This window comes from Gordonia abscondita (assembly GCF_032711245.1).
Taxonomy (GTDB): domain Bacteria; phylum Actinomycetota; class Actinomycetes; order Mycobacteriales; family Mycobacteriaceae; genus Gordonia.
The window spans coordinates 3,570,124-3,588,090 of the sequence record NZ_CP128986.1 but is presented as its reverse complement, the minus strand read 5'-3'; the positions used below and the strand labels follow the sequence as shown (position 1 = coordinate 3,588,090).

Genomic DNA, 17,967 nt, shown 5'->3' with positions numbered 1-17,967 from the left:
GGAGACGATGACTGCGATGAACACACGAGCCGACCGAGACGTGTCGAACGGCGCCGCCGCGGATGCGCCCGATCACCTGGTCGCTATCGTCGGGGCAGGTTTCGGCGGTCTCGGAATGGCGATCGCGTGCAGGCAGTCCGGCATCGACGACTTCGTCGTCCTTGAGCGCGCCGAGGGCGTCGGCGGAACCTGGTACGCCAACACCTATCCCGACGTTGCTGTCGACGTGCCAGGAATCGTCTATCAGTTCTCGTTCGCAAAGAACCCGGGTTGGACGCGAACCTTCCCGAAGGGTGCAGAGGTTCGGCAGTACATCGAGGGTCTCGTCGACGAGTACGAGCTCGATAAACACCTGTACCTGAACCACGACGTCGTGACTCGGCAATGGGACGAGGCGCGTCAATTCTGGCGTTTGGGCCTCGGTGACGGCCGTGAAATCACCGCCAAGTACGTCGTTACCGCGCTCGGCGCATTCGTCGAGCCCAAGGTTCCTGACATAGCCGGACTCGAGGACTTCGCAGGGCATGTGATTCAGACCCAGCGGTGGGACCACGACTATGATTTCACCGGCAAACGTGCCGCCGTTATCGGCACTGGCGCAACCTCAGTCCAACTGGTGCCTCAATTGGCCAGACTCGCGGGACATCTCGACGTGTTTCAACGCCGGGCGATCTGGGTGTTCGCTAAACCTGACTTCGCAATCCCGAGACCGGTGCGAGCCGCCTTCCGGTGGGTACCCGCGTTGCAGAGCCTCGTGCGGGGTATCGTCGCCGGCTTCGTGGAACTGGGCTTGGTGGGGATCACCGTGTACGGGAAACAGGTCGCACCGTTGACCTTGGTGCCCAACTGGGCCTGTCGCGCATTCCTGTTCACGCAGGTGCGTGACCGTAAGCTACGTAAGAAGCTGACTCCAACCTATGGGTTCGGCTGCAAACGCCCGAGCGTGTCGAATACGTACTACAAAACGTACACGCGGGACGACGTCGACTTGATCACCGATCCGATCGAGCGGATAACTGAGAACGGCATCCGCACGCGCGACGGCGTCGATCACCCAATCGATGTGCTTGTACTGGCAACGGGATTCGAGATGTCTCAGAGCCCCGAACCTTACCGCCGTCGACCGGTACGCGGTCGCGACGGTTTCGACCTCGCGGACTTCTATGAGCACAACCGGGCAAAGGCGTATGAGGGCGTATGCATGCCGCAGTTGCCGAACCACTTCATGGTCTTCGGACCGTTCTCGTGGAGCGGCAGCAGTTGGCACGTGATGGTGGAGAACGCAATGCGCATCACGACCAGGCTAATCGCCGAGACCGAGCGTCGCGGAGCATCGTCGGTCGCGGTGACCGACACCGCCAATGACGAATTCTTCGAGTTCATCTCCGACCGAGGAAAAGCAACGCTGATGCACGGCAAGGCGTGCGCAAATGCGAACTCTTACTACATCGACAAGCATGGCGATTTCGGGTTCCTTCGACCGACGACCGCATATCAGTCGACGCGGGCGAGCAAGAACATCGACTTCGACGACTTCCATTTCCGGCACACCGCGACGACCGTTTCCGGGATCGGCGAACGCTCGGCTGGCAGTGGGTCATGACGGCACCCGGTGGGCGGTGTGATCCGCCCACCGGTACGAGAACGACGCGTCACTCTGCTCTATGCGGTCGGGCACCGATACACTGAGCAGCTATGGCCACCAGCAAGTCAGACGCTGTGAGCACTGAGGCGCAGCCTCGTCGCCGAGGCAGGCCGAAAGCGGTCGGCCTCGGCGATAGGCGTCGCGCCCAGCTCACCGCCGCAGCATTCAAAGTGTTCTCCGAGACGAGCTATGAGGACGCGGCCGTCAGCGCGATCGCGAAAGAGGCGGGTTTCGCCCAGGGCACCTTGTACCGCTATGTCGACGGCAAGCGGGAACTTCTCGACCTCGTCGTCGACTGGTCTATCGAGAAACTCATGGAGGCGGTAGAAGCTGACGAGCTTCTCGCGCTCGCCGACCAGAAGCCTTCCAGCACGCAAGTTCGGGAAACGATCGTCGAACTAGGACACCGGCTGTATGCCCTGGTAGACCAGTATCCCGGGTTGTTGCGGATCTTGACAGTGCAGATCGGCGCGGTCGATCGGGAAGTGAAGTATCGGCTGACTGGATTGTTCGCGACACTGGACTCGCTGGTCGGGACACTGCTTGAACGTATCGGGGCAACAGACACCGATGACCAGATCGCGGTGGTGCGGTGCCGCACCGCCGGTCGCGCGATGCCGGGGTTGGCGATACCGGGCCTGATCCAGGTGATCACGGGGCAAGATGATTCGCCGGAGTCGCGCGCGGCATATCTGCAAGCCGCGAGTCGGCTCGAACGTCATGGTGTACTCGGTCCGAGGAGAAGACAATAGTGGTGGTTGCCGGCGATCGCGCGAACCAATTGCTCGACTGCGCGCTCGACGCATTCCTGGAGGTCGGGTACGCGCCCGTCGGCGTAAAGGAGATCACTACTCGCGCTGGCGTGAGCCATGGCACGTTCTACAACTACTTCGAGAACAAGCGGCAGCTGCTGTCTGTACTCGTGGAGCGGGAGATGGCCGATTTCTTCGCGGTACTCACGCGCGTCGAGGCGGGTCTGCAGAACGGTTGTGTCGAACAGACGCTGAGGCAGGCGGTGTTCGAAGCCAATAGGGAGATGCTGACGTTGGTCGACGACCGCGCCGAGGTGCTGTCGTTCATCATCATCGATGTTCCGGGCATTGATCAGAGCGCCCTCGACGGCCATCTAGCGATGTTTCGCGAAGCATCGCGTCGCGCCTCGGCGGCACTGCAGATCGCGGTCGATAGCGGCGTCGCCGATCCGGATCTTCACACCGACTTCGCCGGGCAAGCATGGATCTCGTATCTGCTCGGCGTCAGCGCTCCGGCGATCGCCGACGGCGCCGGGCTCAGTGATCTCGACGCTGTCGCCGATGCGCTCACTGTCCTACTCCTGGACGGCCTACCTGCGATCGGAGTATTCGAGTGACGGTCGGACGGGATTCCGTCGGTCAACGTCCGACGCGTGTTTCGGCGACACCGTCCAGACCCGTTCCCACTTCTCGGACGACTCCGCGAAGACCGAACCGGTAGATCTGACGGAACAGTGGGCTGAGGAAGCGGAGCGGCAGCCAGCCGACGAAGCGTGGCTTCACGCCCATCGTCCACCGCAGCCGCGATCCACCGCCGGGGCCTGGTTCGACGGCGTACTGCTCGCACCAGCTGCCGAAGAACGGCAGTGTCGCGTCGGTAGCGGTGTACACGAGCCGTTTCCCCGGTTCCCAGATCAGGATCTGTTCGCGTTGCGCGTAGATCAGCCAGTGGTGCACGTACATCTGGAAATCACGGACGGTCCCTGGCGCTATCTCTTCGCCGACAGGGTAGCGGCAGCCCCACACCGTCGGCAGCCACGACCACATGCGGTCCGACGAGACGACGTCCCATAACTGCTGGACGGACAACTGTGGAAAGTCGTAGACGACATGGGTTCGGAATGGTGCGGCATCGAGAAATTCGTCGACGCCGTCGGAGCTGATCGGTTCGGTGGCCGTGAATCGTAGCCGCGCGAGAGGTTGCATGTCAGGCCATCACTTCCTGCTCGGGAGGGGCGGGACGAACGACGGTGTTCGGCGTCGAGGAGAACGAATAGTCAGTTCGATCGAAATCGACACTGCGCCGTCGGGACTGGTAGATGGTCCAGGGGCGGACGTACACCGCGTCCCCGTGCGAATTGACGAAGTACGTATTCGACCCTGCACAGTTCACGTTGAAGTAGCGGGCAATGTTCGCCCCCTTGTCGACCATGTCGGCGTGAAACTTGTCCTGCGCCTCCTGCCGGACCTCGACTCGAGTGGCGTCGCGCACACGCGCTTCGGTCAGGACCGCCATGATATGCCGCGTCGCGTTCTCCAGGATGTAATGGAAGGCGGTGCCAGTCCACGAGTACGGACCGACGAGCAGCCACCGGTTGGGCAAGCCTGCGACAGCGGTGCTGTGGTAAGCGCGGAGTCCGTGCGTGTTGTAGAAGCGTCCCAAGTCGAATCCGCCGTACCCAAGCACAGTGTCTTCCCGGTACGTCTCTGGATCGGAGAACATCTCGTACCCGGTCGCTAAGACCAGGACGTCGATCGGATGGTCCAGCCCGTCTCGGGTGACGATGGAGTCCGCCGTCAGATGATCGATTCCCTCGGTGTGCAGTTCGACGTTGTCGCGGTTGAAGATCGAGAGATATCCGCCGCCGAGTGTGCCGCGGGTACACGCGGCCCCGAAGCTCGGGCGAAGCTTGTTCCGATCCTCCTTGGACCTGACGCACAGCCACAGCCACAGGTTGTATAGGCGGTCACCGACGAAATCGAAGACAGTCGCGCCGACGTTGAACAGCGGCTTCGGTGTGTAGATCAGGACTCGGAGGCCGATTTCCAGGACGCCGAGGATCGCCTCGTGTAGTTGACCGGCGACCGTCGGTAGGCGTAGCAACCGCTGCATCCAGCGCGGGGTCCGGAAGTCCGGCTTGGGAAAGTAGCGCTGCGGTGTGCGTTGGTAGACGTCGAGATGCTCGACTTCCTCCGCGAGTGCCGGGGCGATCTGAACCGAACTCGATCCGACGCCGATCACGGCTGCCCGCTTGCCCGCGAAGTCGTAGTCGTGGTTCCACCGGGACGGAATCATGACTTCGCCCGAGAATTCGTCGAGACCGGGGATCGTCGGCCTGTCCTTCGGGTTGATGTACGCGCCGACAGCGCTGAGGACGAACCGTGCCGTGATCGTCGAACCGTCTCCGATTCGGAGGCGCCACAGCAGCCGCTCTTCGTCCCACTCTTCCTTGCGCACTTCGGTGTCGAGCATCGTCTTGTGGTGCAGCCCCGCATCGATCGCCAGGCCGAGGTGATAGTCCTGAATCTGGTCACCCTTGGCGAAGAAGTGGTCCCAGTCTGCCTTGGGTGCGAACGAGAACTGGTACGCAAGAAACGGCAGATCGGCTCCGACATTCGGGTATGTGTTCGCGGCCCACGTCCCGCCCATCTCCGATGTTCGCTCGAGGATCACGAAGTCGGTGATCCCGAGCTTCTGGAGCTTGATCCCGGCGCAGATGCCGCCTGCGCCAGCGCCGATGATCGCCACATGGAAATCGGGGCCGGTCCCGTCATGTGTGGACTCGTCTTTCATAGAACCTCCAGGTTCGCGGGTGAGCGTATTCGGGAAACTCTAGCAGAAGTACTGACATATCAGTACTATTAAATAATCATCGGCTCGAACGGCCTGGCTCTCGCTTGTTCGCTGGGTCGTCGAGCCATCGTGACGTGCAGGGACTTGGAAAAGGAGGAATTCATGGCGTGGTCGTCGAACGACATCGGAGACCAGACGGGGCGACGCTTCGTGATTACCGGAGGCAATGGTGGTCTCGGCTCGGTGACCGCACGTGCGCTCGCCGGCAGAGGGGGAGCCGTCGTGTTGGCCTGCCGGGACACTCAGAAGGCGGATAGTGTTGCGCAAGCCATCGGCGGCAACGTCTCAGTCGCGAGTCTCGACCTGGCCGATTTGGCGTCGATTCGAGCATTTGCGGAGCAGCAGGGTGAGTTCGACGTGCTCATTAACAACGCCGGTCTGATGAATATCCCATTTCGCCGGACTGTGGACGGCTTCGAGATGCAGTTCGGGGTGAACCACCTCGGTCACTTCGCGCTGACCGCGCAACTGATCGGTCGCATCACTGACCGAGTGGTGACGCTCTCAAGTATTGCGCACGGGCATACGCCGAAACTGTGGGTCGGTGACCTCAATTACGAGAACCGTCGTTACCAGCGGAATCTTGCATACGCGCAGTCGAAACTCGCCAATCTGATGTTCGCGCGCGAGCTGGAACGGCGGCTCGTGGACGCCAAGAGCTGCGTGCGCTCATACGGTGTCCATCCGGGCGTATCCGGCACGCAGCTGTTCGCGCGGACTGAGACGATCTTCGACCGGGCCGGGGTGTTCGGAGCATCCATCGTAGGTCACGCGCCGGACAAGGCGGCCGAGTCTTCGTTGTTCGCTGCTACGGAGGCGGCGGATCCGACCGTGTTCTGGGGGCCGACGGGCCTGCTGATCCAGTCTCGTGGGCCGGTTCGTCCGGCCAGGTCTACCAGACTCTCACGAGATCGGGGCCTCGCCCGACGATTGTGGGAGGAGTCGGAAGCGATGACAGGCGTCGAGTTCTCGATTCCGTCACGCGCGCAAGGACGGGAGGGGACCTGACTATGAACGGTGCAATGCGCGTATCGCTCGCACGAGTATGGGGTGCTCGTCGCCGGCTCGGCAGGTTCGTCGCAGGCAATGCGGCGAGATCGCTGCATCTCGAGAAGCTCGACTTGGCCGGTCGTACGGTTTTGATCACTGGCGGCAGTTCGGGCATTGGGTTCGCCACCGCGCAGCGTTGCTTGCGAGATGGCGCGCGGGTAGTAATCGTCGCGCGCAGCGCGGACGACCTCGAGCGCGCTCGCGTGGAGTTGTCGTACCTGGGGCCCGTGCATTCGCGTGTGTGTGACGTGACGGACGAGGCCGGTGTCCGGGCGATGGTCGACGATGTTTCGACTACGGTCGGGCCGATCGACGTTCTGGTCAATAACGCGGGGCGATCGATTCGCCGCGCCACCATCAACTCGGTGGACCGCATGCACGACTATCGGCGGACCATGGATGTGAACTACTACGGTGCGGTGGCCTGCACTCTCGCGGTGCTCCCCATGATGGTCGGCCGCGGAGGCGGTCGAATCGTTAACGTATCGAGTATCGCAACTCAGACTTTCGGGCCGCGCTTTGGTGCGTACGCCGCGAGTAAGGCGGCTCTCGACGCGTTCGGGGAGGTTCTCGCCGGCGAGCTTGCCGGCTCGGGAGTGACGGTGACGTCGGTGAAGATGCCGTTGACCAGGACTCCGATGATCGAGCCGACTGGCGCTTATCGGTCGATATCGACTATCAGCCCAGAGCAGGCGGCCGTTCTCGTCGAGCGGGCAATCAGATACGGCAGACCTCGGGTTTCCACCGTGGCCGGCGAGGCCGCTGCAGCAGCGGGGGTATTGACGCCCGGTGCATCGGCATTTTGGAGGCACGTGGACTACCTGATGGTCCCCGAGTCGTCGGCTGCACTCGGCGGGGCCTCCCGCCCGCCTGCCGGCGGCTGAGACAGCCGGTCGAAGCCGCGGGTTGCCTATCGGCAGCGCGCGCCATAGAGTTAACAGAACTGATACGTCAGTCTAGGCCTCCGGATTGTCGAACAAACCGGCGGGCCCGCGGCGCGTCAGATCTGAACGGCAGGCCGTGGAATCGGTTGCCCGCTAACAAAGGGACCTAAGCATGTTGAATCGAGTGAGAAGCACCGTAGCGCGACTGGACCTGATTGACCGTGGGGTCCGCGCATTCGGGGTGGCGTCGGCGACGTCCGGGCTGGCCCATTTCATTGCGCCTAGTCCATTCACGGCGATCTCCAAGCCGATCTTCCCGGAAGACACTGCGAAATGGGTCAAGGTCAACGGAGCGTCCGAGGCCGTCGTCGGGCTCGCCCTGATCAACCAACGTACGCGAGCGCTCGGGGTCGTCGGCCTCCTTGTGTACGGGATGCATCTCGGTGATCGCACGGGCACCGCAATACTCCGCTACGCCCGGCGCGGTGAGGAGATCTCCGAACCGACCTTTACCGACTGACACGCCGGTAAGTGGATACGACTGGAGACTGAACCATGGACCTGACAACAGGATCGGCACGACGCGCCGCACAGCTGGCCAGACTTCCGCTCGGTGTCGCTGGACGCTCGGTAATCGGCTGGGGGAAAAAGGTAGCGGGCGCGGACGAGGAGGCCATCACCGCAGAGCTTCAGGCGAAGACGGCTGAACAACTATTCAGCGTCCTCGGTGAGCTGAAGGGCGGAGCGATGAAGGTCGGACAGGCGCTCAGCGTGATGGAATCAGCGGTACCAGCCGCATATTCCGCGCCATACCGTGAAGCACTGGCGAAGTTGCAAAACGAGGCGCCGCCGATGCCCGCTCACACCGTTCACCACGTATTAGCTCGGCAACTCGGTACCCGTTGGCGGGAACGATTTCAGGAGTTCGATACCCGCGCGGCAGCGTCGGCAAGCATCGGTCAGGTCCACCGCGGGGTATGGTCCGACGGCCGCGCCGTCGCGGTCAAGATTCAATATCCCGGCGCCGACGAAGCATTGATCGCTGACCTCAAGACGTTGAGGCGCGTCGGCGGGCTGCTATCGCCGCTCGCGGGCGGGACCGATGTCAAGGCAATAATCGAGGAGCTCTCAGAACGGACTGTCGCCGAACTCGACTACTGCGCCGAGGCCGAGAATCAACGTCGTTTCGCAGCCGAGTTCGACGGCGACGGCGGTGTGCAGGTCCCGAAGGTGATCGCAAGTTCGCCCAAAGTCGTTGTGAGCGAATGGGTCGACGGTTTGCCGCTTCGGTCGGTGATCGAGTCGGGCAGTCAGGCCGAACGCGACCATGCGGCAACGTTGCTGACGGAGTTCTCGCTGAGCTCACCGAGCCGTGTGGGCCTACTGCACGGCGACCCTCATCCGGGAAACTTCATGATCGCCGACGACGGCAGGTTGATCGTCATTGACTTCGGTGCCGTCGCTGAGCTCCCTGCTGGAATCCCGCCTGCCATGGGGCGAATCCTTAGACTTGCGCGCGATGAACGGCACGAGGAACTACACCGCGAACTCGCCGCGGCAGGCTTCCTTCCCGTCGGGGCTGATGTGACATCCGCCGAAGTCCGGGCGTTCCTGGCGCCGTACGTGGACCCGCTTCACTCCGACGAGTTCCATTTCACCCGACGATGGTTGCAGCACGCGGCGGGAAGGGCGATCGATCTCACGAGCGCCGAGTACCGAACGAGCCATAAGATGTCGGTGCCGTCGGAGTACACGATGCTCTTTCGCGTCCTGCTTGGCATCGTCGGTATCAGTTCTCAGATGGAAGCGACTGCACCCTATCGTCGCCTGATTGCAACGTGGACGGATCCGGAAAGCGACGAATTTGCGGGGCCTGGCCCGAGTGAACGGCGCTCGTGACCGATTATTGAATCGCCGATAGCGGGCATTCGGCATTCGATATTCCGTGGGGGAAGTTTCGCGCAGCGGACTCCGGCGCACCGATCTACCCAACTACTACTTCGAAGTAAGACGTACTTCTACTACGGCGCTTAAGGACTGATTATGCGAGAGTATTTTTCCGGCAGCCAGGGCGAGGACTACAAGCCTCAGGACTATGGATTCTTCGGGCCGGAGTCGGTGACGTGGAAAGTGTGGAGCTATCCGAGTTCGCTGACGATCGGATTTCAGCGCGCCGTCGTCATTGAAGAACTCGATCCCTTCCTGGTTGCGCCGGTCGACACCACCGGAAAGATCTTCGACAAACCGCGCTTGCGTTATGACAACACCCTCCGGTACTTCGCCATTGCGGCGTTCGCTGATTCGAAGACAGCGACCGCCGCCTCCGCGGTGTTGATGCGCATTCACTCGAACATCGTGGGGCTCGAGCCGGTGAGCGGTCGGCCCTACGACGCGAATAGCCCGGCTCAACAACTGTGGATCCATCTGACCGCCTGGCATTCGATCCTCTACGCCTACGAGATTTACGGGCCGGGCCCGCTGACCAAGGAGGAGGAGGGGAAGTACTGGGAGGAGTGCGCGCTGGCAGCGCAGTTGCAGACGTGCGATCCGACCGATGTCCCTCGGACTCGGGATGGCGTCCGACAGTATTTCGAGGCCATGCGGCCGCGGTTGGCCGCTAGCGAGGTGGCTCAGGACGCGATGAACCAACTCTTGGACGCATCGGTGATGTTCCCGTCGCTACCGTGGCCCCTGCGCCCGGGCGGTCGGATCGTCAGCGAAGTGCTGCGGGCGGCGACCATCGCCACCATGCCCGTGTGGCAGCGCGAGCTCGCTGCCCTGCGTCAGCCCGCCTGGATCGGCCGTGCGATCCGTCCGTTGCTCAAAACCGCTTTCGCGCTGGTGGCGAGGTCTCCGCGTCTGGAAGTGGCACTCATCAAATGGATCTCTCCGGCGACCTATCCAATCGTTCGGCCGGTCCTGTTGTCTGTTGTGCCCGCCACCCCGCGGACGACGACCCCGGCGGCGGCGTTCAAGGAAAATGGCACCGACACACCCAACGAGATACTCGCCGGGCTACCGGCCAAACGTGCGGGCACGCCGACTCTGGACCTGGGACCCTCCGAGCCGATGTCGCGGCCTGCGCTGTCTTACCGGCGGCGCACCGTGCCCACATAGCTTCCGGCTAGACACATTCGGCTCGCGGCGAGGGCGCCGCACACCCGCCGAATACGCGTGCGGTGTCCGTGCGATCGCGTCGGGCGCGGAGTGCTGCTCTCACATCGGAGCCGGCAGAGATCTTTGTCCCGGCTCGATCATCGGCGCAGGGCTCGATCGTCAGTGCCCGATCACGCTCATGAGCTGGACGAACATCTCAGACGGGATGGTTCGGTCACCGTTGTGTCGCCGCGTGTTACTGCGGGCGGCGGACGTACAATCCTCGGGTGAGAGACCGTTCGTCGACGAGAACGACGACTTGGACAATGATCGCCGTCGCCGCGTGTGCGGCGGTCCTAGTGATCTGCTGGCACATCTGGGCCGTCCCGTTCACGGATCCCGTGTACGGGCTCTTTCACAACGGCATCGACACGCGTGTGTATCGCGGAGGAGCGATCGCCGTCTGGGAGGGGACTCCCCTCTACGATCTACCGGTTTACCGGGTCTGGCGGTTCACGTACACCCCGTTCGCGGCCCTGGTGATGGTGCCACTCGCCGGGTTCGTCCCGCACACCGCGCTCCTACTGTGGAACATCGGCAATGTGATCAGTCTGCTGCTGGTGGTCGGCGTGTCGATGCATGCGCTGCGGTTTCGGTTCGACGCTCGCCTCGTCCTGTTCACCGTGTGCGCCGCTATCGCGGCGACAGTTCTGGAGCCGGTCCACACGACCCTCTGGAACGGACAGATCAACCTTGTTCTCGCGCTCGTGGTGATTCTCGACCTCAGTGTGCGGAGCGAACGTCTCCGCGGCGTCGGCGTCGGACTCGCCGCAGGTATCAAACTCACCCCATTGTTCTTCGTCGCGGACCTCCTGGTCACTAAGAGGTTCCGGGCCGCCGCGATCGCGGTCGGCACATTCGCGGCGACGGTCGTCATCGGTATCGTGGTGCTCGGCGGTCAGGGGCGACAGTTCTGGACCGCGGAGGTGTCTGAGACTGGGCGCATCGGCCGACTCGACGCGCCGGCCAACCAGACGTTTCACGGCTATTTTGCGCGGCTCGCGACCTACGGGGTCGCCAACCCGCCGTCGTGGCTGTGGCTGCCCGTCGGGTTGGTCGTCGGAGTCCTCGGGCTGTGGGCCGCGCGCGCCGCGTACCGAGCTGGAGCGAACCTCCTCGCGATCGCGATCACCGGCATGACGTCGTGCGCGATCGGTCCGTTCTCCTGGGGACACCATTGGGTCTGGGTGCTGCCGCTCCTGCTGGTAGCGACCGTGCACGCCGCCGACCATGCGCGAGTCGCGCGAGCATCGAGTTGGGCGTGGTGGCTGGCGCCCGCCGCGATCGTGGCATTGACATTCGCTTACACGCAGCCAACTGTCATGCCGGTGCCCGGTGCGCCGGGCAAGCTTTTCCACGGCATGGTGTTCGGCCCGTTCCGTGGGTTCGTCGGCTCGGAGACAGTGGGCTGGCATCTCCCACTGCAGCTCATCGCCAGCGGTGCATACCTGATCGTCCTCCTCGGGACCATCGCGGTCACGCTGTGGTGGGCCAAACGCTCGCAGTCGGTCGGACGCGATGGCGCACCGGCGATCTCGTCGTCTTGACAAACGTTCAGGCCGTGCGTTTCATATCCGAGAACACTTGTTGTCAGATATTCCGGTGAGTTGCGCCGGACGAAGGGAAACACATGGATGTGGAGTGGTCCCCGGCGGACGCCGCGTTTCGCGACGAGGTCCGGGCCTTTCTCGATGAGAAGCTGACGCCAGACCTGGCTCGCGCCGGACGGCTGATGACCAGCGTCTACTCCGACCACGAAGCGTCGATGGCGTGGCAAGGCATCCTCCATGAGCGAGGATGGGCTGCGCCCGCGTGGCCGGTCAAATATGGGGGCTGCGATTGGAGTCTCACCCAGCACTACATCTTCAGTCGGGAGATGACACTCGCCGGCGCGCCCGCGCTGTCGCCGATGGGTATCCGCATGGTCTCGCACGCGATCATGAAATTCGGCACCGACGAACAGAAGAATCACTTCCTTCCCGGGATCCTGACCGGCGAAGTCTTCTTCTGCCAGGGCTACTCCGAACCGGAAGCGGGATCGGATCTCGCGGCACTCACCATGGCCGCGGCCGACGACGGAGACCATCTGGTCCTGACGGGCAGCAAGATCTGGACGACGCATGCGACGGAAGCGAACTGGATGTTCGCGCTGGTCCGCACGTCGCGGCTCGAACGCAAACAGCAGGGGATCACGTTCATTCTCATCGACATGACGTCGCCGGGCATTGAGATCCGCCCACTCGTTATGACATCCGGCGAAGAAGTGCAGAACCAAGTCTTCTTCGACGAGGTCCGCGTGCCGAAGTCCAACGTGCTCGGTCAGATCGACGACGGCTGGTCCGTCGCCAAATACCTCCTCGAATTCGAGCGAGGCGGCGGTGCCGCGGCACCGGCATTGCAGGTGATGTTGGAGACCTTGACCTCGGACGCCGCCCGGCAGTCCCTTCCCGGTGGCGGGCGACTGATCGACGACCCGTTGTTCGCTGCGAAACTCGCCGACGCGAGGATCCGCACCGAAGTCCTCGAGATCTTCGAATACCGTCTCCTCGCGACGGTCGCGGCCGGAAAGAATCCGGGCCCGGCGTCCTCGATGGGCAAGATCCTGTCCACCGAACTCAGCCAGAGCATCACCGAGCTCGCGATGGAGGCCGCCGGTCGATACGGCCGGGCCTACCAGCCGCACATCACCGCGCCGGGCGGACCGATCGCCGAATTCACGCCGCCGACCGACGGGTACGCGGGCGGCGAGCCATGGCAGGCCGTCGCGCCGCTGCGCTATTTCAACGACCGTGCGGGTTCGATCTACGCGGGCAGCAACGAAATCCAACGAAACATTCTCGCTAAAGCAGCTTTGGGGCTCTGACACACCATGGACTTTGAACTCTCCGCAGAACAGCAGTTGCTCCGCGACGGACTCGCCCAGTTCCTCGCCGCACGCTACGGACTCGAATCCTCGCGCACGGCCGTCAAGACCGGGCCCGGCTGGCAGCCGGATATTTGGAAGGCATTCGCGCACGACCTCGGAATCCTCGGCGCGACTCTGCCCGAATCAGCAGGCGGCATGGGCGGTGGTCCCGTCGAGACCATGGTGATCGCCGAAGCCCTCGGCCACGCGCTCGTCGTCGAACCGTACGTCAACACCGTTGTCGTCGCGGGCGGACTCCTCTCGCGCATCGGCTCGGACGTCGCGAACGCGGTCACCGAACAGATCGCTGAAGGCGAGGCGATCGTCGCGCTCGCCGCGGCCGAAGACTCGTCCGACGATCTGACGTCGGCCGCGACCACCGCGCGCCGTGACGGTGACGAGTGGGTGCTCGACGGCTCGAAGGCACTCGTCGTCGACGCGCCCATCGCGTCGCACCTCATCGTCACCGCGCAGATCGTCACCGCGCACGTCGGCGAACAGGCCGGATCCGGTCAGCCGGGAGCGGGGCTCGGCTTGTTCGTCCTCCCGTACGACGCGTCGGCGGAGGGCATCACCGCGCACACCATCCGGACCGTTGACGATCGCCAGGCCGCCGACATCGCGTTCGGCGGGGTCCGAGTACCGGGCGATGCGCTCCTGCTGACCGGCGACGACGCGATAGCGGCGCTGTCGCGTGCCGTCGACGAAGGCTCCGCCGCAGTCTGTGCTGAGGCAGTCGGGTCGATGCGCAAAGTTCTCGACGACACTGTTGAGTACAGCAAGCAACGCCAACAGTTTGGGCTGCCGTTGAGCAGCTTCCAGGTGCTCAGCCACCGGATGGTCGACATGCTCATCGAGGTGGAACAAGCCTCCGCCGCAACTCTTCTCGCCACGATCAAGATCGACGCGGAACCGACGGAGCGGGCCCGCGCGGTATCGGTGGCCAAGGTCACCGTCGGCCGCGCCGCCCGATTCGTCGGTCAGAATGCCGTACAGCTCCACGGCGGCATGGGGATGACCGAAGAGTTGGCGATCGGTCACTACTTCAAACGCCTGACCGCCGTGCAATACGAGTACGGCGCCACCGACCGTCATCTCGCCCGATACGTGGAGTTGACGGCGCCCCCTCGCTGACCTCAACGAATGCTGACGTGACGCATGCTGACGTGAACGAATGCTGACGTGAACCAATAGCGCCGATCGAGCGGTGCCAACACTGTGATCGAGCGGAGTCGAGATCTCGACTCCGCTCGATCAGTGTGTGGCGCTTCGCGTCCAATCGGCAGGTGGCTCGATCGGCGCGAGACATCGGGTGCGGTATGCCGTGGTGTCGATGGAACCGATAACATCAGGCTCGACAGTTTCATGTCGTCATCCCGAAACACAGGAGTCAGCAAGTGCCCGACAACGTCGCGTCCGCTCAACGAGTCCGCCTTCCCGAGACCGTGCGGGTTCCGGCGGGCACTACTGCGGGCGCAGCGATGCGGGACGTCGAACTGCCCGACGGCGTCGAACTGCCGAACAAGGGCCCGCAGGCCGTCGTCGTCGTCCGCGAAGCGGACGGTACGCTTCGCGACCTGTCGTGGACACCGGACACCGACAAGTACGTCGAGCCGGTGACCGCCGACTCCGATGACGGGCGTTCGGTGATCCGACATTCGGCCGCCCATGTGCTTGCGCAGGCCGTGCAGGATCTGAACCCGAAGGCGCAGTTGGGGATCGGCCCGCCGATCGTCGACGGTTTCTACTACGACTTCGCCGTCGACGATCCGTTCACGCCCGAGGACCTGAAGGTCCTCGAGAAGCAGATGCGCAAGATCATCAAGTCCGGGCAGAAGTTTTCCCGCCGCGTGTACGAGTCGAAAGATCAGGCGCGCGCGGAACTCGCGAACGAGCCGTTCAAACTCGAACTGATCGACGACAAGGGCGCCGCCGACGACGACGAGGTCATGGAGGTAGGCGGGGGCGAGCTCACCGCTTACGACAACCTGAATCCGCGCACCGGCGATCGCGTATGGGGAGACCTGTGTCGCGGCCCGCACGTCCCGACCACCAAATACATTCCGGCGGTCAAACTGACGCGGAGTTCGGCGGCGTACTGGCGTGGCGATCAAAGCCTCGCCGACCTGCAGCGCGTGTACGGGACGGCCTGGGAGTCGACCGAGGCGATGGACCTCTACCTGGACCGGCTCGCCGAAGCCGAGAAGCGTGACCATCGTCGCCTCGGCAGCGAATTGGATCTGTTCAGCTTTCCCGACGAGCTCGGCTCGGGTCTGCCGGTGTTCCACCCCAAGGGTGGCATCATCCGCAAGGAGATGGAGGACTACTCGCGTGAGCAGCACGCGGCCGCCGGGTACGAGTTCGTCAACACCCCGCATGTCACCAAGAGCAATCTCTTCGAGGTGTCCGGGCACCTCGATTGGTACGCCGACGGCATGTTCCCGCCGATGCAGCTCGACGCCGAGTACAACGAGGACGGCACGGTCCGCAAACCCGGCCAGGACTACTACGTCAAGCCGATGAACTGCCCGATGCACAACTTGATCTACGGTTCGCGCGGACGGTCGTACCGTGAGCTTCCGCTGCGTCTGTTCGAATTCGGCTCGGTCTACCGCTACGAGAAGTCCGGTGTGGTCCACGGTCTGACGCGTGCCCGCGGTTTCACCCAGGACGACGCCCACATCTACTGCACGCAGGAGCAGGTCGTCGAAGAGCTGACGACCACCCTGAACTTCGTGCTGCAGCTACTCAAGGATTACGGGCTTGACGACTACTACCTGGAGTTGTCGACGAAGGATCCGGTCAAGTACGTCGGCTCGGACGAGGTCTGGGAGCAGGCCACGCAGACCCTCCGGGAGGTCGGCGAGGCGTCCGGGCTCGAGCTCGTGCCCGACCCGGAGGGGGCTGCGTTCTACGGCCCGAAGATCTCCGTCCAGGTCAAGGACGCGCTCGGACGCACCTGGCAGATGTCGACGCTGCAACTCGACTTCAACCTGCCGGAGCGATTCGACCTGGAGTACACGGCCACCGACGGCACCAAGAAGCGTCCGGTGATGATCCACCGCGCGCTGTTCGGGTCCATCGAGCGATTCTTCGGCGTGCTCACCGAGCACTACGCGGGCGCCTTCCCAGTCTGGCTGTCGCCGGTCCAGGTGGTCGGCATCCCCGTCGCGGATGCGTTCGCCGGTCACCTACAGACGACGATCAATCGGCTCAAGAGCCGTCGGGTCCGCGCCGAGGTCGACCACTCCGACGACCGGATGCAGAAGAAGATCCGCAACCACACCGCGGCGAAGGTCCCGTTCATGCTGCTCGCGGGTGAACGCGATGTCGAAGCGAACGCCGTGAGTTTCCGGTTCCGGGACGGCACGCAGCTCAACGGTGTGGATGTCGACGACGCGGTGGTCGCCATCGACGAGTGGGAGGAGTCGCGTCGCAACGACTCGCCGACCGCCGACACGATGCGTGAGTTCCTCGAACTCGTGAGGAAACGCCGATGACAGCGGCCGACGGATCCGCGCGCGAAGGCCTTGAACGACTATGGACGCCGCACCGGATGAGCTACATCACCGCCGACGCGCCGAAGAAGGCGTCCGACGGCGGTGAGCTCACCGGCCACCCGTTCCTAGACATTCCTCGAATGACCGACGAGGAAGGCCTCATCATCGCGCGCGGAGAGACGGTGTACGCGGTGCTCAACCTGTACCCGTACAACCCCGGTCACACCATGATCGTTCCGTATCGCCAGGTGGCCGATCTGGAGGATCTGACGGTCGACGAATCGCGCGAGGTGATGTCGTTCACCCAGCATCTGATTCGCGTCATCAAGTCGGTGTCGAACCCGAACGCGTTCAACGTCGGCCTCAACCTCGGTGCGGCCGCTGGCGGCTCGCTGTCGGAGCACCTGCACCAGCATGTCGTGCCACGATGGATGGGCGACGCGAACTTCATCACCGTCGTCGGTGACACGAAAGTGATGCCGCAACTGCTTCAGGACACGCGGGCGCTGTTGGCGCGGGCGTGGACGGACCTCGGGGGACCACAGAGTGCTTAGCATCTTAGGCCGCGCGTCGGTGTCGAAGGTGACGCTGCCGATCGGCCGTGCCCTCATCCGGACGGGGCTCACCCCGGACCTGATGACGATCATCGGTACCGCGGTGACCGTTGGTGCGTCGATCTGGCTGTTCTCGCAAGGGCACCTCTTCGCTGGAGCCCTCGTGACGTGGGCGTTCGTCATGTTCGACATGCTCGACGGCGCAATGGCTCGCGCGCGCGGCGGCGGTACCCGCTTCGGTTCAGTGCTCGACGCGACGTGCGACCGCATCGCCGACGGCGCTATCTTCGGCGGCCTCGCATGGTGGGCGGCAGTCCAGAAGCCGCACGAACTGCTGCTCATCGCCACCCTGATCTGTCTAGTGACCTCGCAGGTCATCTCGTACGCCAAAGCGCGTGCCGAAGCGGCGGGCCTGAACGGCGACGGCGGACTCATCGAACGCCCCGACCGACTCATCATCGTCCTCGTTGGCGCGGGCTTCACGGACTTCCCGGGCCTGCACTGGGCGTGGGCGATCCACGTCGCGATGTGGGTGCTGGCCGTCCTGAGCTTGATCACTGTCGCGCAGCGCATGTGGTCGATCTACTGTTCGCCGGGCGCGCGTGACCTGATCCCGTCAGCGCCACCGGCGGCGCCCGAGTCCGACGAACGAACCGGGGAGGCCTGA

The 17,967-nt window shown here is 63.6% G+C and carries 16 protein-coding genes; 14 read left to right on the top strand and 2 right to left on the bottom strand.

What is annotated here, in order from left to right; genetic code table 11:
• Positions 1-16: 16 nt before the first annotated feature.
• The 3 genes from MP11Mi_RS16815 to MP11Mi_RS16805 all read left to right on the top strand — a co-directional run bounded on the left by MP11Mi_RS16815 (position 17) and on the right by MP11Mi_RS16805 (position 3,014).
• Positions 17-1,603, top strand: a complete 1,587-nt coding sequence (locus MP11Mi_RS16815) for a flavin-containing monooxygenase (RefSeq protein ID WP_420040019.1) — start codon at positions 17-19, stop codon at positions 1,601-1,603.
• A gap of 92 nt (positions 1,604-1,695) precedes the next feature.
• Positions 1,696-2,397 carry a TetR/AcrR family transcriptional regulator gene (locus tag MP11Mi_RS16810; RefSeq protein ID WP_420040018.1) on the top strand — a complete coding sequence of 234 codons (702 nt, stop codon included), beginning with the start codon at positions 1,696-1,698 and terminating at the stop codon, positions 2,395-2,397.
• The gene (locus MP11Mi_RS16805; protein ID WP_420040017.1) at positions 2,397-3,014 is read left to right on the top strand and encodes a TetR/AcrR family transcriptional regulator; all 618 of its coding nucleotides are present in this window, start codon (positions 2,397-2,399) and stop codon (positions 3,012-3,014) included. Before MP11Mi_RS16810 ends, MP11Mi_RS16805 begins: the two co-directional genes overlap by 1 nt.
• 22 nt (positions 3,015-3,036) lie before the next feature.
• Here MP11Mi_RS16805 and MP11Mi_RS16800 read toward each other — a convergent pair whose 3' ends face one another.
• Positions 3,037-3,603 (bottom strand): SRPBCC family protein, encoded by a 567-nt coding sequence (locus MP11Mi_RS16800; RefSeq protein ID WP_420040016.1) that lies wholly within the window; start codon positions 3,601-3,603, stop codon positions 3,037-3,039.
• A gap of 1 nt (position 3,604) precedes the next feature.
• Complete coding sequence (locus tag MP11Mi_RS16795) at positions 3,605-5,191, bottom strand: flavin-containing monooxygenase (RefSeq protein ID WP_420040015.1); 1,587 nt, start codon at positions 5,189-5,191, stop codon at positions 3,605-3,607.
• A 162-nt stretch (positions 5,192-5,353) separates the two neighbouring features.
• Between MP11Mi_RS16795 and MP11Mi_RS16790 the strand changes: the two genes are divergently transcribed.
• The 11 genes from MP11Mi_RS16790 to pgsA all read left to right on the top strand — a co-directional run bounded on the left by MP11Mi_RS16790 (position 5,354) and on the right by pgsA (position 17,967).
• On the top strand, positions 5,354-6,259 hold the full coding sequence (locus tag MP11Mi_RS16790) for an SDR family NAD(P)-dependent oxidoreductase (protein WP_420040014.1): 906 nt from the start codon (positions 5,354-5,356) through the stop codon (positions 6,257-6,259).
• 2 nt (positions 6,260-6,261) lie between these two features.
• Positions 6,262-7,185, top strand: coding sequence for an SDR family NAD(P)-dependent oxidoreductase (locus tag MP11Mi_RS16785; protein ID WP_420040013.1), 924 nt, complete (start codon positions 6,262-6,264; stop codon positions 7,183-7,185).
• 184 nt (positions 7,186-7,369) lie between these two features.
• A complete protein-coding gene (locus MP11Mi_RS16780) occupies positions 7,370-7,705 on the top strand; it encodes a hypothetical protein (RefSeq protein ID WP_420040012.1) in 336 nt (111 codons plus the stop codon).
• Positions 7,706-7,740: 35 nt separating this feature from the next.
• Positions 7,741-9,084: an ABC1 kinase family protein gene (locus MP11Mi_RS16775; RefSeq protein ID WP_420040011.1), complete on the top strand. Its 1,344-nt coding sequence runs from the start codon at positions 7,741-7,743 to the stop codon at positions 9,082-9,084.
• Between the two features lie 144 nt (positions 9,085-9,228).
• Positions 9,229-10,302, top strand: a complete 1,074-nt coding sequence (locus MP11Mi_RS16770) for an oxygenase MpaB family protein (protein WP_420040010.1) — start codon at positions 9,229-9,231, stop codon at positions 10,300-10,302.
• 266 nt (positions 10,303-10,568) lie between these two features.
• Positions 10,569-11,888, top strand: a complete 1,320-nt coding sequence (locus tag MP11Mi_RS16765; protein WP_420040009.1) for a glycosyltransferase 87 family protein — start codon at positions 10,569-10,571, stop codon at positions 11,886-11,888.
• A gap of 83 nt (positions 11,889-11,971) precedes the next feature.
• Positions 11,972-13,204 (top strand): acyl-CoA dehydrogenase family protein, encoded by a 1,233-nt coding sequence (locus MP11Mi_RS16760; protein ID WP_420040008.1) that lies wholly within the window; start codon positions 11,972-11,974, stop codon positions 13,202-13,204.
• Positions 13,205-13,210: 6 nt separating this feature from the next.
• Positions 13,211-14,380 (top strand): acyl-CoA dehydrogenase family protein, encoded by a 1,170-nt coding sequence (locus MP11Mi_RS16755; protein ID WP_420040007.1) that lies wholly within the window; start codon positions 13,211-13,213, stop codon positions 14,378-14,380.
• A gap of 263 nt (positions 14,381-14,643) precedes the next feature.
• Positions 14,644-16,746 (top strand): threonine--tRNA ligase, encoded by a 2,103-nt coding sequence (gene thrS, locus MP11Mi_RS16750; RefSeq protein WP_420040006.1) that lies wholly within the window; start codon positions 14,644-14,646, stop codon positions 16,744-16,746.
• The gene (locus MP11Mi_RS16745; protein WP_420040005.1) at positions 16,743-17,300 is read left to right on the top strand and encodes an ATP adenylyltransferase; all 558 of its coding nucleotides are present in this window, start codon (positions 16,743-16,745) and stop codon (positions 17,298-17,300) included. The genes thrS and MP11Mi_RS16745 overlap by 4 nt, the downstream gene beginning before the upstream one ends.
• Positions 17,293-17,967 (top strand): phosphatidylinositol phosphate synthase, encoded by a 675-nt coding sequence (gene pgsA / locus MP11Mi_RS16740; RefSeq protein ID WP_420040004.1) that lies wholly within the window; start codon positions 17,293-17,295, stop codon positions 17,965-17,967. The genes MP11Mi_RS16745 and pgsA overlap by 8 nt, the downstream gene beginning before the upstream one ends.

What these genes read in the sequence shown, in the direction of transcription:
- MP11Mi_RS16745 (WP_420040005.1), top strand. Translation starts at nt 16,743, where the DNA reads ATGACAGCGGCCGACGGATCCGCGCGCGAAGGCCTTGAACGACTATGG.
- MP11Mi_RS16815 (WP_420040019.1), top strand. Translation starts at nt 17, where the DNA reads ATGAACACACGAGCCGACCGAGACGTGTCGAACGGCGCCGCCGCGGAT.
- MP11Mi_RS16785 (WP_420040013.1), top strand. Translation starts at nt 6,262, where the DNA reads ATGAACGGTGCAATGCGCGTATCGCTCGCACGAGTATGGGGTGCTCGT.
- MP11Mi_RS16770 (WP_420040010.1), top strand. Translation starts at nt 9,229, where the DNA reads ATGCGAGAGTATTTTTCCGGCAGCCAGGGCGAGGACTACAAGCCTCAG.
- MP11Mi_RS16775 (WP_420040011.1), top strand. Translation starts at nt 7,741, where the DNA reads ATGGACCTGACAACAGGATCGGCACGACGCGCCGCACAGCTGGCCAGA.
- MP11Mi_RS16800 (WP_420040016.1), bottom strand. Translation starts at nt 3,603, where the DNA reads ATGCAACCTCTCGCGCGGCTACGATTCACGGCCACCGAACCGATCAGC.
- MP11Mi_RS16810 (WP_420040018.1), top strand. Translation starts at nt 1,696, where the DNA reads ATGGCCACCAGCAAGTCAGACGCTGTGAGCACTGAGGCGCAGCCTCGT.
- MP11Mi_RS16795 (WP_420040015.1), bottom strand. Translation starts at nt 5,191, where the DNA reads ATGAAAGACGAGTCCACACATGACGGGACCGGCCCCGATTTCCATGTG.
- MP11Mi_RS16760 (WP_420040008.1), top strand. Translation starts at nt 11,972, where the DNA reads ATGGATGTGGAGTGGTCCCCGGCGGACGCCGCGTTTCGCGACGAGGTC.
- MP11Mi_RS16755 (WP_420040007.1), top strand. Translation starts at nt 13,211, where the DNA reads ATGGACTTTGAACTCTCCGCAGAACAGCAGTTGCTCCGCGACGGACTC.
- MP11Mi_RS16790 (WP_420040014.1), top strand. Translation starts at nt 5,354, where the DNA reads ATGGCGTGGTCGTCGAACGACATCGGAGACCAGACGGGGCGACGCTTC.